General features: G+C 69.5%; 14 protein-coding genes. 5 read left to right on the forward strand and 9 right to left on the reverse strand.

What is annotated here, in order from left to right:
- Positions 1–205: 205 nt before the first annotated feature.
- Both ACQP1K_RS25460 and ACQP1K_RS25465 read right to left on the reverse strand, forming a co-directional pair.
- A complete protein-coding gene (locus ACQP1K_RS25460) occupies positions 206–1,603 on the reverse strand; it encodes a sensor histidine kinase (RefSeq protein WP_433498216.1) in 1,398 nt (465 codons plus the stop codon).
- 7 nt (positions 1,604–1,610) lie between these two features.
- Positions 1,611–2,321 (reverse strand): response regulator transcription factor, encoded by a 711-nt coding sequence (locus ACQP1K_RS25465; protein ID WP_433498217.1) that lies wholly within the window; start codon positions 2,319–2,321, stop codon positions 1,611–1,613.
- 174 nt (positions 2,322–2,495) lie between these two features.
- On the opposite strand from ACQP1K_RS25465, the gene ACQP1K_RS25470 reads away from it, so the two are divergent.
- On the forward strand, positions 2,496–2,930 hold the full coding sequence (locus ACQP1K_RS25470; RefSeq protein ID WP_433498218.1) for a CBS domain-containing protein: 435 nt from the start codon (positions 2,496–2,498) through the stop codon (positions 2,928–2,930).
- Positions 2,931–2,957: 27 nt separating this feature from the next.
- Here ACQP1K_RS25470 and ACQP1K_RS25475 read toward each other — a convergent pair whose 3' ends face one another.
- Together ACQP1K_RS25475 and ACQP1K_RS25480 are read right to left on the reverse strand one after the other, a co-directional pair.
- Positions 2,958–3,989, reverse strand: a complete 1,032-nt coding sequence (locus tag ACQP1K_RS25475; RefSeq protein ID WP_433498219.1) for a hypothetical protein — start codon at positions 3,987–3,989, stop codon at positions 2,958–2,960.
- A 239-nt stretch (positions 3,990–4,228) separates the two neighbouring features.
- Complete coding sequence (locus ACQP1K_RS25480; protein WP_433501644.1) at positions 4,229–4,423, reverse strand: SDR family oxidoreductase; 195 nt, start codon at positions 4,421–4,423, stop codon at positions 4,229–4,231.
- Positions 4,424–4,477: 54 nt separating this feature from the next.
- Here ACQP1K_RS25480 and ACQP1K_RS25485 point away from each other — a divergent pair, with 54 nt between their 5' ends.
- Positions 4,478–5,446: an aldo/keto reductase gene (locus tag ACQP1K_RS25485; RefSeq protein ID WP_433498220.1), complete on the forward strand. Its 969-nt coding sequence runs from the start codon at positions 4,478–4,480 to the stop codon at positions 5,444–5,446.
- 325 nt (positions 5,447–5,771) lie between these two features.
- On the forward strand, positions 5,772–6,692 hold the full coding sequence (locus tag ACQP1K_RS25490) for an aminoglycoside phosphotransferase family protein (protein WP_433498221.1): 921 nt from the start codon (positions 5,772–5,774) through the stop codon (positions 6,690–6,692).
- 175 nt (positions 6,693–6,867) lie between these two features.
- Here the strand turns inward: ACQP1K_RS25490 and ACQP1K_RS25495 are convergent, their stop codons facing one another.
- Positions 6,868–7,068: a DUF397 domain-containing protein gene (locus tag ACQP1K_RS25495; RefSeq protein ID WP_433498222.1), complete on the reverse strand. Its 201-nt coding sequence runs from the start codon at positions 7,066–7,068 to the stop codon at positions 6,868–6,870.
- A gap of 201 nt (positions 7,069–7,269) precedes the next feature.
- Between ACQP1K_RS25495 and ACQP1K_RS25500 the strand changes: the two genes are divergently transcribed.
- Together ACQP1K_RS25500 and ACQP1K_RS25505 are read left to right on the forward strand one after the other, a co-directional pair.
- Entirely contained in the window at positions 7,270–7,542 is a 273-nt protein-coding gene (locus ACQP1K_RS25500) for a hypothetical protein (protein ID WP_433498223.1), read from the forward strand.
- Positions 7,539–7,697: a hypothetical protein gene (locus tag ACQP1K_RS25505; protein ID WP_433498224.1), complete on the forward strand. Its 159-nt coding sequence runs from the start codon at positions 7,539–7,541 to the stop codon at positions 7,695–7,697. Before ACQP1K_RS25500 ends, ACQP1K_RS25505 begins: the two co-directional genes overlap by 4 nt.
- A 193-nt stretch (positions 7,698–7,890) precedes the next feature.
- Here the strand turns inward: ACQP1K_RS25505 and thpR are convergent, their stop codons facing one another.
- From thpR to ACQP1K_RS25525, 4 genes are all read right to left on the reverse strand, one after another.
- Complete coding sequence (thpR, locus tag ACQP1K_RS25510; RefSeq protein ID WP_433498225.1) at positions 7,891–8,442, reverse strand: RNA 2',3'-cyclic phosphodiesterase; 552 nt, start codon at positions 8,440–8,442, stop codon at positions 7,891–7,893.
- Complete coding sequence (locus ACQP1K_RS25515) at positions 8,405–9,781, reverse strand: MFS transporter (RefSeq protein ID WP_433498226.1); 1,377 nt, start codon at positions 9,779–9,781, stop codon at positions 8,405–8,407. The genes thpR and ACQP1K_RS25515 overlap by 38 nt, the downstream gene beginning before the upstream one ends.
- 26 nt (positions 9,782–9,807) lie before the next feature.
- Complete coding sequence (locus tag ACQP1K_RS25520; RefSeq protein ID WP_433498227.1) at positions 9,808–10,299, reverse strand: MarR family winged helix-turn-helix transcriptional regulator; 492 nt, start codon at positions 10,297–10,299, stop codon at positions 9,808–9,810.
- A 108-nt stretch (positions 10,300–10,407) separates the two neighbouring features.
- Positions 10,408–11,892, reverse strand: coding sequence for an NCS2 family permease (locus ACQP1K_RS25525; RefSeq protein ID WP_433498228.1), 1,485 nt, complete (start codon positions 11,890–11,892; stop codon positions 10,408–10,410).
- Positions 11,893–11,984: the final 92 nt, after the last annotated feature.

The following is an 11,984-nucleotide window of genomic DNA, read 5'->3' on the forward strand; positions in this document are numbered from 1 at the left end:
GGGGAACGAAGGAGTCGCCGCCAATCGTCGGCACCGGACGTCCCCGGGTAACTCCCTCCGGGTCCGCATGAAGGAACGTTCCCGCGCGGATGGAAGACCGCGGCCATACGCCGACCGGATCGGGTCGGCCGCACCCCGGCCGGCGGCCGTCATCGGATTCAGGGTGGACGCCTCGTCGGCGCGGCGCCGGTGCCGGGCAGACCCTTCAGAGCAGCGCTTCGGGAGCCAGCGGGAGGACGGCGCGGAAGGCGGCCCCGGCTCCCGGCTCCGACCGTACGCTCACGCTCCCGCCATGGGCCCGCATGAGCGAGTCGACGATGGCGAGGCCGAGCCCGCTCCCCCCCGCCGGCCGTTTCCGCGACGGGTCCGCACGGTAGAAGCGTTCGAAGACCCTGGCCACCTGTTCGGCGGTGAGTCCGGGCCCCTTGTCCGCCACCTCGATGAACGCCTGATCTCCGTCAGTTCCGGCCCGAACCGTGATCGGGGTTCCGGCGGGGGTGTGGGTGGTCGCGTTGTTCACGAGGTTGCCCACGACCTGGCGCAGCCGCACCTCGTCACCGGAGACGATCAGTGCCGTCTCCCCCTCCATCACCAGCGATACGTCGCGATCCGGGCAGAGCGTCCGCGCGTCGTGTACGGCGTCGGCCGCGATGGCCAGCAGGTCCACCGGCTGCTGCTGCAGCGGACGCTGCTGGTCCAGCCGGGCGAGCAGCAGCAGGTCCTCGACGAGCAGCCCCATCCGGGACGCCTCGCTCTCGATCCGCTCCATCAGCCGCGTGACATCGGACCCGGGCACCTGCCGGTAGAACTCGGCGAATCCCCTGATCGACGTGAGCGGCGTACGCAGCTCGTGGGAGGCGTCGGCGATGAACCGCCGCATCCGCGACTCCGACTCGCGGGCGGCGGCCTCCGACGCGGCGCGGGCCTGGAACGCCGACTCGATCTGCGCCAGCATGCCGTTGAGTGAGCGGGCCAGGCTGCCGACCTCCGTGCGGGGGTGGTGGTGGTCGTGGATCCGGCTGCCGAGGTGTCCCTTGGCGATGGCCGCGGCCGTCGCCTCGATCTCCGTCAGCGGCCGCAGGCTCCGCCGTACGACCACCACCCCGACCACGGCCAGCACGGTCATGACGACCGCACCGCACAGCAACTCGATGACGGCGAGCTGGGTGGTTATCTGGGTGACCGAGGCCAGGTCCATGGCGACGACCATGGTGCCCACTCCGTCGATGGGGAGGACCTTGGCTCGCCAGCGTCCGTCCCCCGACATGGCGGGCACGGTCCGCGGGACCGAGGACGTCACGGCCACCGGGCCCGGCACGTTCTCCACCGCCATCCCGGCCTGCGCCAGGATCGTCCTGCCCTCGCGGTCGCGGACCTCCACCCGGCCCTCGGGGGGCACCCTCAGCCTGCTGAACGCGGTGGGGCCTCGCTGCGCCCGCAGGGCGGCATCGGTGGCGATGCCGTGCAACTGCCCGTCCACCCGCGTGACGAGATAGTCGCGGAGCACGGACATGCTGCTCACCCCGAACACCGCCAGCGCGACGGCGACCAGCGCGAGCATGGCCGCACTGAGCGTGATGCGCAGCGGAGTTCGTCCGGACACGACGGTCTCAGACGCCGTTGGGCGGAACGCGCATGACGTACCCCACGCCGCGCAGAGTGTGGATGAGCCGGGGATGCCGGTTGTCGAGCTTGCGGCGGAGTACCGACACGTACGACTCGACGATCCCGGCGTCGCCCCGGAAGTCGTAGTCCCACACGTGGTCGAGGATCTGCGCCTTGGAGAGCACCCTCCCGGCGTTGGCCATGAAGTAGCGCAGCAGCTTGAACTCCGTCGGCGACAGCGGGATGGCGCTGCCCGCCCGCCAGACCTCGTGCGACTCCTCGTCCAGCTCGACGTCGGCGATCGCCAGCCGCGGCGAGCAGGCCACCACGCCACCCGACGTACGGCGCAGCACGGCGCGGATCCTCGCGATGACCTCTTCGAGGCTGAACGGCTTGGTCACGTAGTCGTCCCCGCCCAGGGTGAGACCACGGATCTTGTCCTCGGTGGCGTCCCGCGCCGTGAGGAAGACCACGGGCGTCCGCGTACCACCACCGCGCATCCGGCGCACGATGTCGAAACCGTCCATGTCGGGCAACATGACGTCGAGCACGATGAGGTCGGGCCGATGACGCCGGGCCGCCGCGACCGCCTCACTTCCGTTGGACGCCGAGTGCACCTCGAAGCCCGCGTATCGCAGACTCGCGGACAGCAACTCCAGGATGTTCGGCTCGTCCTCGACGATCAATAGCCTGGCTTCGGATGATTCAGTGACCATGGCGCGCACACTCTAGGGCATATGCGGTAAGGGCACCGTTAAAGCTATTTGACCGGCAATGCCCAGGTTGGAGATGGTCGCCGGAGCGGGCGTGCGCGTCGAACGGGAATCCAAGCGGCTAAACCGGGTATGGGCCCCCGAACCAGTCCGCAACTCCTATTCGGGGGGTCACAGATGACTACACAGGGTGCCGGGAAAACCGCTCGCGACGTCATGCATCCGGGCGCGGAGTGCATCGGCGAGCACGAGAGTCTGCGTCGCGCGGCCGAGATGATGCGCGACCTCGGCGTCGGCGCGCTGCCGATCTGCGGGGAGGACGACCGCCTCAAGGGGATCATCACCGATCGCGACATCGTGATCAAATGCTGCGCCGAGGGCAGGGACATCGAGAAGTGCACGGCGGGCGAACTGGCCGGCGGCCTCGTCTGGGTGGACGCCCAGACCAGCGTCGAGGAGGCGCTGCTCACGATGGAGCAGAACCAGATCAAGCGGCTGCCCGTGATCGAGAACGGCCGCATCGCCGGCATGATCAGTGAGGCCGATCTGGCCAAGGAACTGCCGGACAGCAAGCTGGCCGAGTTCGTCCACCGCGTGTACGCGCGCTCCTGACCAGGCCTGATCGCTCACTACAGCGGATCAGCGGCCGGTCCGGTACGCGATCACGCCGATGACGCCGATCGCCCCCACGGCGACGGCGATCCATAACAGGCCCATCGGCACGGCCACGCCGTCGACCGGCCGGCGATCCTCCCGCGCGGCCGCGCGGGAGGCCGTCGGCCTCGCCGTACGCGCGGCGGATGAGGCGGACGGCGTGGCGTGCGGACGGGCCTGCCGCGGCAGCGTCACCCGGTAGACCGGGCTCGATGCGCCCTCCGAGCCGACGAGCACCGCGGTGCCGTCCCGTGTGTAGGTGATCGACTCGGCCTGGTCCAGCGGCGGCATCGTCAGGTGTGCGAGGAGTTCCCCGGGCGCCCGGTAGACGGACGCGGAGAAGTATGTGCGGATCACGAAGCTCGATCCGTCGGGCGCGTAGGCCGCGTCGGTGGCCATGAGGGGCGCCGGGCCGACGCGGCGCAGCACGTTCACCCTGTCGGTGCGCAGCCTGGCGGGAGCCGCGTAGACGGATCCGGAGAACTCCTTGCTCACGATGTAGAGGCGGCCGGTGCGAGGGTGCACCATCAGGCCCTCGGCGTCATGCTTGCCGTCCTCGTACCGGAAGCGGTACCTGGTCGCCTGGACGGTCGCGTCCCGCATGGTCCTGGGCTCCATCACCTTGTAGACCGAGATGTCCGGCCAGACGCGGTTGTTGTCCCCGGTGTCGCCGAACCACAGCACACCCCGGCCGGTCTTGGGGTCGACCGTGGCGGCCATCGCCTCCCAGTCGCGTGCCTCGGCATTGGAGATCGTGAACGTGGCCCGGGTCCGCCCGTCCATGCCGACGGCGAAGAACCTCGGGCCGTCGCCGCTGTCATTGTGGGTGTAGAGGATGCCCTTGTGCGTGGGCGACATCGCCATCCCGCTCGACTCGGCGATGCGCGGGTCACGGAACTTGAACAGCAGCCGCCCCTCGTCGTCCGCCGCCCGAGCGGCCACCGCGTTCGCCGGAAGCGGCAGGGCCGGCGCCACCACGACGGGCGATGCCACGAGGAGCGCCGCCAGGATCCGCATCGGGTGCGCGACCCGTCCCGGGGGCGCCGGCCTCCCGCGCCGCCGGTCGTCCCCGCGAGACCGCCGTACCGATCCAGCCGATGCGCTCCCCATGTGGCAATCTTCCCCGATGCCGCCCTTCCTCGCGTCGAACGCCCGTTCAGGCAGGTTATGAGCCTGGTCAGCAAACGTTGACCCGGATCGGCACCGGTCTCATCGCGAGACCGGCGCCGCGACCCATCGACCCGCCACAGGTGTCCTCAGGCGGCCGCGCCGCCGTCGACGAGGTCGGGGCCCACGGCGAAGCCGGCCTCGTCGGACGCGAGCCAGAGCACGGTACGGATGATCTCATCGAGGGTGCCGACCCGACCGATCGGGATCCGGTCCCGCAGCCGAGCCGGGAGCGGAGTCGCGAGGACCGCGTCCGAGACCCCGGACGTACCTGAAAATGACAGGCGGCGCCGTGTCCGCTCGACTGGAGTTCACTCCAGGTTCTTATCGTGGTCGGTATGGAGTACGCACAGCTTGGACGCACCGGACTGAAGGTCAGCAAGCTCTGCCTGGGCACGATGAACTTCGGCCCGCAGACGACGGAGGAGGACTCTCACGCGATCATGGATCGCGCCCACGAGCTGGGCGTCAACTTCTTCGACACGGCCAACGTCTACGGCTGGAAGAAGGGTGAGGGGATCACCGAGAACATCATCGGCCGCTGGTTCGCCAAGGGCGGCGGCCGACGGGAGCGCACGGTCATCGCGACCAAGCTCTACGGCGACATGGGCGACTGGCCGAACGACGGCCGCCTGTCGGCGCTGAACATCAGGCGGGCGGCCGACGCCTCGCTCAAGCGCCTCCAGACCGACTACATCGACCTCTACCAGGCGCACCACATCGACAGGAACACCCCGTTCGAGGAGTTCTGGGAGGCCATGGGGGTGCTGCGGCAGCAGGGCAAGATCCTCTATGTCGGCTCCTCCAACTTCGCGGGCTGGCACATCGCCAAGGCCCAGGAGACCGCCCGCCGCCGAAACCTCCTGGGGCTGGTCAGCGAGCAGTCCCACTACAACCTGCTCGTACGGACCCCCGAGCTGGAGGTCATCCCGGCGTGCGAGGACTACGGGCTCGGGCTGATCCCGTGGAGTCCACTCGCCGGCGGACTGCTCGGCGGCATCCTGCGGAAGATGGACAAGGGCCGGTCGGCCTCCGAGCAGATGGTCGCCGAGCTCGACAAGCACCGGGACAAGATCGAGCGTTATGAGGCGTTCTGCGACGAGATCGGCGAGGACCCGGCCAACGTGGCGCTCGCCTGGCTGCTGACCCGGCCGGCCGTCACCGCACCGATCATCGGTCCCCGTACGATCGCCCAGCTCGACGGCACGGTACGCGCCCTGGAGGTCAGGCTCGACGACAAGGCTTCGGCCCGCATCGAAGAGATCTTCCCCGGCTACAAGACCGCGCCGGAGGAGTACGCCTGGTGATCAACCGCCCAGGAGTGCGCCGACGACCACGATGAGCAAGAGCAGCACCAGCACAGCGGGCAGCACCCAGTTTCGAGGTCGATCCACGTCTCCACCCTAACGGGTGGGCCGCCGGGCCCTCATATCGCGTGAGGGCCGCGCATTCCAGGGACCAAGGTCTCACCCGTCCTGTACATAGGTCGGTGATGTACGCCCCGGGGACGCTTCCCTCCGCTCCCCGGGGCGGGCAGGACGGGGCTCGGCCCCGCCCTGGTCACGGAGTCCGCCGCCGATCGGCCTGCCGCGGATCTCACGCCGCGAAGATCCGGAAAGATATCGTCGCGTCGTGGTCACGGAGGAGCTGAGCAGGAACGTCCTGGAGGCGTGGGGCGACGACGGCGCCCGATGGCTGGCCGAGCTCCCGTCCGTCCTGAGCGCCATGGTCCGCGACTGGGACCTGACGGTGGGGGAGCCGTACGCGCCGTCCTACCACTACGTCACCCGGGTCGTCTGCCCCGGGGGCACCCCGGCCGTGCTCAAGCTGGGAGTGCCGGGCGGTACGTCACCGGCTGAGGCCGCCGCTCTCGCCGCCTTCGGCGGCCGGGGGGCGGCTCGGCTGCTGAACGTCGACCACGACCGGGGCGCGCTCCTGCTGGAACGTGTCACCCCCGGTCGGCGCCTGCGTGACCTGGTCCCGGCCCGGGACGCCGAGGCGACGTCCGCGTTGGCCGCCGTCATGCGACGACTGCACGTGCCGCCGCCGCCCGGCCATCGGATCTCCGATGCGTCGTCGCAGATCGAGGCGTTCGACCGCTATGCGGCCGCACATGGCGACAACGGTCCGCTGCCGCTGGATTTGGTCACGCACGCGGGCGGGCTGATGCTCGAGTTGTGCGAGTCGGCCGATGAGCACGTCGTACTGCACGGCGATCTGCACCACGACAACGTTCTGCGTGGAACCCGTGAGCCATGGCTCGCGATCGATCCCCACGGCCTCGTGGGCGACCCGGGCTATGACGTCGGCACACTGCTGTACAACCCGGGCCCGGACGACCGTGACGAGGCGCTGACCGCACTGGTCCCGGCCCGGGTCGAGCAGGTGGCCGACGAACTGGCGATGCCGCTCGACCGCGTGGTGGCCTGGGGTTTCGTCAAGGCGGTCCTGTCGGACGTATGGACGGCTGGGGCGTGGACACCCGGCGCGAACCGGTCCCCGATCAGCCGAGCGTTCGACGTGGCCCGCCTGCTGCTGCCCCGCCTGGCGTGATCCGGAAGGGGCGGACAACGTGGCGGCGAGGCGATCGCTTCACATCGTCGACCGGCTCCGGCCGATGGTCGTCATCGAACAGTCGCCGTCATCGGCTCCCCGCGATCGGCCCCGGGGCTTCTCGCCGTGGGGTCGCCGTGGGGTCACGCGCCACAGCCATGCGGAACGGCCGACGTCACCGGTCGAAATCCCCGGCCTTGACACCGCTGATGAACGCCCGCCATTCGTCAGGGGTGAAGACCAGCGCGGGACCGCCAGGATCCTTGCTGTCACGCACCGCGACCACCCCCGGAAGGTTTCCGGCGACCTCCACGCACTGGCCTCCGTTGTCGCCGGAATACGATGACTTCCGCCACTGCGCGCCGCTTAAATCCATTTCTGCCTGGCCTCCTCGATCATCGTGCGGGATACGTGCTCAGGATAGGTCCACACGCGGATGGCCTCATAGCGTCTCCAGACAGCAGCGACGACAGTCTGGTCCGTTGAAATCTGGCCCTCCGTCGTCGAATCCGCATGAATGACATCTGGGCTGTCTCGGCTGAGAAATCGTTCATCGATGTGGCGGCATCCGGAGGGCATGCGCATGCGACCAGGCAGACGAACACATCAGCAGTACATCCACCTGGTGCGGCTCGCCTGGGACCTGCGTGAGCTGGGGTACGGCTCTGCCGTCGCACTCCCCTGTGACGGGGAGCCCGCGCTGGTGTTCCCACCTGCCACCGATCACCTCACGGTCAGGGTCTCGACCCACGACGGCGACTGGTTCTTCACCTGGGGTCGTGGGCCGGGCCGGCGAGTGCGGGCGCTCGACACTGGAGCGGCACGACGGATCGCGGGGGTGACCCGATGACCGCGACGGCCGGAACCGCGACGACCGCGACCTCCGACGCGGCACCCGGCACAGCCCGTCTCGCGCCGCCCGGCCTCCTGGGCAGGGCCGTCATCCCGGGCAGACCGATAACCCCGATGTGTGTGATGCCCGCCAACCAGCGCCGGAACGGCTGAAGCCGCCTTGGCGCCGGGCGCCGCTTTCTCCGTGCCCACGGGCCGGAACACCGCCTCGCGGGGGGCCTCGCCGTACGAGGCGCTCGGCAGACAGGCAGGCGAGCGAGCGGCGGGCAGAGCACGCACGGCCAGAACCTGATCGAGACCGTGACACGGACCGTCACCGACTTCGGGCTGTTTTCAGCCTGGTCCGTCAGCCTCCCAGCGAATACGCCTCGAGGGGCTCGTAGCGTACGGACGACCCGAGGTGGCTGCTGACCAGGTGTACGGCATCCGCCCGCCAGGCTCGGCCGCTGAACGAGCTCAGCGAACCGACGAGATCGCGCAGGTCGTCGCCGTCGCGTGAGCGGGCCAGCGTGAGATGGGGGTGGAACCGCTTGCGGTCCTGCTCCCCCGCCCCGGCGCGGCGTGCACCGGCCGCGACCGAGTCGGCCAGCCGCGGCAGCGGCGGGACCGCGGTGAGGCCGAGCCAGAACACACGGCCACGCCCGGCCGACGGGAAGGCCCCCGCGCCGGCGAACGACAGCGTGACCGGCCGGTGGCGGGCGGCCGCCCGGGCCAGCCGTACGCCCAGCTCGGGCAGCACCCGATCGGGCACCTCACCGAGGAAGGCGAGCGTCACGTGCCACAGCGCCGGGTCGATCCAGCGCAGCCTGGACCAGCCGGGCCGGACGGACTCCACCGCCGCGGCGACCTCGGCCAGTGTCTCAGGCGGAGGCAGCAGCGCGACGAACAATCTGCTCACTCGGCAAGTGTCCCCCCGCCCTGTCACGCGATGCCCCCTCCCGCGAGACCCCGTTCTGAGAGGCGCCGTTCTGAGAGGCGCCGTTCTGAGAGGCGCCGTTCCGCCGCGTACGGATCTGACCCTGCGCGGCCTCTTCCCGTGCGCCGATGCGCGCGGCGATCGCCCGGGTGAGCAGCACGGCGAGGCCGACGCCCGCGACGGTGAGCGCCCCGGCGGTCGCGACGGCCACCCGGGGATTGACCAGCTCGGCCAGCCAGCCGACCAGCGGCGCACCGATGGGCGCTCCTCCGGTGACGACCAGCACGTACATCCCCATGACCCGGCCGCGCATCTCCGGCGAGGAGCCGAGCTGCACGAACGTGTTGGCGGTCGTGTTCACCGTGATCACGGCCATCCCCGCGGGGACGAGCAGCATCAGGTACGCCCAGTAGGCGGGGGCGAATCCCGCGGCGATCTGGAACACGCCGAAGCTCAGCGCGCCCGCGATCAGGAACCGCCGGCTGGGCTTGACCCTCTTGGCCGCCAGCAGCGCACCGCCGAACGCCCCCACGGCGAACGCGCTGGACGCGATGCCGAAGGAGGAGGCTCCCGCGCCGAAGACCTCTCTGGCCATCAGCGCGATGCCGGTGGACAGGCTCTGGGTGAATATCGCGGCGAACCCGACGATCAGCAGCGGCAGCAGCAGGCCGGGCCGACTGGCGGCGTACCGCAGGCCCTCCCTGAGCTGGCCCTTCGCCCGTGGGACGGGCTCCGGGGTGCGCAACTCGGACGGCCGCATCAGCAGCAGCCCGGCGATCACCGCCAGGAACGAGGCGGCGTTCAGCAGGAAGATCTGTCCGGTGCCGATCCAGGACATGAGGACGCCGGCCACGGCCGGACCGACGATCCTGGCCAGGTTGAACGACGAGCTGTTCAGCGCGATGGCGTTCGGCAGGTCACGGCGGCCCACCATCTCCACCACGAACGACTGCCGGGTCGGCACCTCGACACAGGCGACCAGACCCAGCACGAACGCCATGACGTAGACGTGCCACACCTGAACGGTGCCGGTCACGACGAGTACGCCCATGGTGAATGCGAGCAGACCGAGCATCGCCTGGGCCACGACGAGCACCCGGCGCTTGGGATAGCGGTCGGCGAGCATGCCGCCCCACAGCCCGAAGAGCAGCACGGGGAGGAACTGCAGCGCGACCGTCACGCCGAGCGCGGAACCACTGCCGCCGGTGAGGTCGAGGACGAGCCAGTCCTGCGCGGTCCGCTGCATCCAGGTGCCGGTGTTGGAGATGACGCCGCCGGCGGCGAAGAGCCGATAGTTGTGGTTCCGCAGCGAGCGGAACATGCCACCTGAGCCTGATTCCCGGTCGGCTAGATCTTGGAGAGCTTCTCCAGAATCGGCGCCGCCGCCCGTAGTGTCGCCCTCTCCTCCGGCGTCAGCTCCCTGATCCGCTGTGCCAGCCACGCCTCCTTGGCGCGACGCTCCTCCTTGAGCAGCACCGCCCCCGGATCCGTCAGGCTGACCGTCACCTGCCGCCGGTCGGTCGGATGGGGCGTGCGTTCCAGCAGCCCTCGCCCCTCCAGCTGTGCGATCACGCGAGTCATCGAAGGCGGCTGCATCTTCTCGTGCACGGCGAGCTCGCCAGGGGTGATGGCGCCGTGACGCCCGACGGCGGACAGCGTCGCGAACTGGGTGGGTGTCAGTGAGTGATACGCGGCCTGCTTGCGCAGCCGGCGCGTCAGCCGCGCCAGTGAAACGCGCAGCGCCGCGGCGAGCCCGGCATCGCTCCGTAGGTTCTCGGTGTCCTCTACCGCGTTCCTCGCGGCGTTCTTCGTCGCGTTCTCGTCTGGGTTCGTTAGCATAACTCATTACCTTTGCTAACTATATGTCATCCGGTCGCATTCCGCGAACACACGTGGAGGCCGCCGCGGTACGCGATCACCGAGACGGCCTCCGCCGTACGCACATGATCAGGCGATGCCGAGCAGTCCCTTGATCGGCTCCAGCGTGAAGTAGACGACGAACAGCGCGCCCACGATCCACAGCAGGGGGTGGAGCTCGCGGAGCTTGCCGCGGAAAGCCTTGATCGCGATATAGCTGACGAAGCCGGCGCCGATGCCCACGGTGATCGAGTAGGTGAACGGCATCAGCACGATCGTCAGGAACGCCGGGATCGCGATCTCGAAGTCGCTGAAGTCGATGTCCTTGATCTGGGTCATCATGAGGAAGCCCACGATCACGAGCGCCGGGGTCGCCGCCTCGAACGGCACGATCTCGGTCAGCGGCGCGAAGAACATGGCCAGCAGGAACAGCAGGCCGGTGACCACGCTGGCCAGTCCGGTCCTGGCGCCCTCGCCGACGCCGGCGGCCGACTCGACGTACGTCGTGTTCGACGAAACGCTCGCCGCACCACCCGCGGCTGCCGCGATCGAGTCGACCAGCAGGATCTCGCGAGTGCGCTCGATGGTGCCGTCCGGGCCGACCAGGTCGGCCTGGCGTCCGACGCCCACGATCGTGCCCATGGTGTCGAAGAAGTCGGCGAGCATGAGCGTGAAGACGAACATCACGGCGGCGAGGCCACCGATCTGCGCGAAGCCGCCGAACAGGTCGAACCGGCCGAGCAGCGACAGGTCCGGCACCTCGAACAGCTTCGACGGCCACCCCGGGACGATCAGCGACCACGCGTCGGGGTCCGCGGGCTTGCCGTCCACGACCTGTGGGCCCAGCTTGGCGATGGCCTCCACGACGATCGCCAGCACGGTCGTGCCGACGATGCCGAGCAGGATCGCGCCCTTCACCTTGCGGGCGACCATGAACGCCATGAGGAGCAGGCCGATCACGAAGACGAGGGTCGGCCACCCGGTCAGCGACCCGTTGCCCGCCACGCCCAGCTTGACGGGAACCGTGGTGCCGCCGGCATCGGGCATGCGCCGTACGAACCCGGCGTCGACGAACCCGATCAGCGCGATGAACAGGCCGATGCCGACACTGATCGCGGTCTTGAGCTGGGCCGGGATCGCGTGGAAGACGGCCGTACGGAAGCCCGTCACCACGAGGATCGCGATGACGATGCCCTCCAGCACGACCAGACCCATCGCGCTTTCCCAGGTCATCTGGCTCGCGATGCCGAACGCCACGAACGCGTTCAGGCCGAGGCCGGCCGCCAGCGCGAACGGCACCCGGCCGAACACGCCCATAGCGATCGTCAAAATGCCCGCCACGAAGGCCGTCGCCGCCGCCACCATGGGCAGGTTGGGCGCCTCGCCGCCGCCGAGGAACTGTCCGGTCTTGTCGGCGACGGTACCGATGATGATCGGGTTGAGCACGACGATGTACGCCATCGTGAAGAACGTGGCGAAGCCGCCGCGTACCTCCTGGCCGACGGTCGAACCACGCGCCGAAATGAAGAAGAAACGATCAAGGGGATTGAGGGGTTTGGTCACGGTCTCACTCACTCGCCGCAGCGTTTCGGGTGGGTATCACCCGCGAAAGGGGCCGGAAGCAGCGTAGTGGCTAGTGACCGATTTGTCGCAGCAGGGTGCCCCCT

It is taken from the genome of Sphaerimonospora sp. CA-214678 (genome assembly GCF_050942215.1).
In the GTDB taxonomy this organism is placed as follows: Bacteria; Actinomycetota; Actinomycetes; order Streptosporangiales; family Streptosporangiaceae; genus Sphaerimonospora.

Excerpts from the sequence above, each read along its gene's own strand:
- ACQP1K_RS25475 (WP_433498219.1), bottom strand. The coding sequence starts at position 3,989 with ATGCGGATCCTGGCGGCGCTCCTCGTGGCATCGCCCGTCGTGGTGGCG.
- ACQP1K_RS25485 (WP_433498220.1), top strand. The coding sequence starts at position 4,478 with ATGGAGTACGCACAGCTTGGACGCACCGGACTGAAGGTCAGCAAGCTC.
- ACQP1K_RS25515 (WP_433498226.1), bottom strand. The coding sequence starts at position 9,781 with ATGTTCCGCTCGCTGCGGAACCACAACTATCGGCTCTTCGCCGCCGGC.
- ACQP1K_RS25470 (WP_433498218.1), top strand. The coding sequence starts at position 2,496 with ATGACTACACAGGGTGCCGGGAAAACCGCTCGCGACGTCATGCATCCG.
- ACQP1K_RS25500 (WP_433498223.1), top strand. The coding sequence starts at position 7,270 with ATGCGCATGCGACCAGGCAGACGAACACATCAGCAGTACATCCACCTG.
- ACQP1K_RS25495 (WP_433498222.1), bottom strand. The coding sequence starts at position 7,068 with ATGGATTTAAGCGGCGCGCAGTGGCGGAAGTCATCGTATTCCGGCGAC.
- ACQP1K_RS25465 (WP_433498217.1), bottom strand. The coding sequence starts at position 2,321 with ATGGTCACTGAATCATCCGAAGCCAGGCTATTGATCGTCGAGGACGAG.
- ACQP1K_RS25520 (WP_433498227.1), bottom strand. The coding sequence starts at position 10,299 with ATGCTAACGAACCCAGACGAGAACGCGACGAAGAACGCCGCGAGGAAC.
- ACQP1K_RS25505 (WP_433498224.1), top strand. The coding sequence starts at position 7,539 with ATGACCGCGACGGCCGGAACCGCGACGACCGCGACCTCCGACGCGGCA.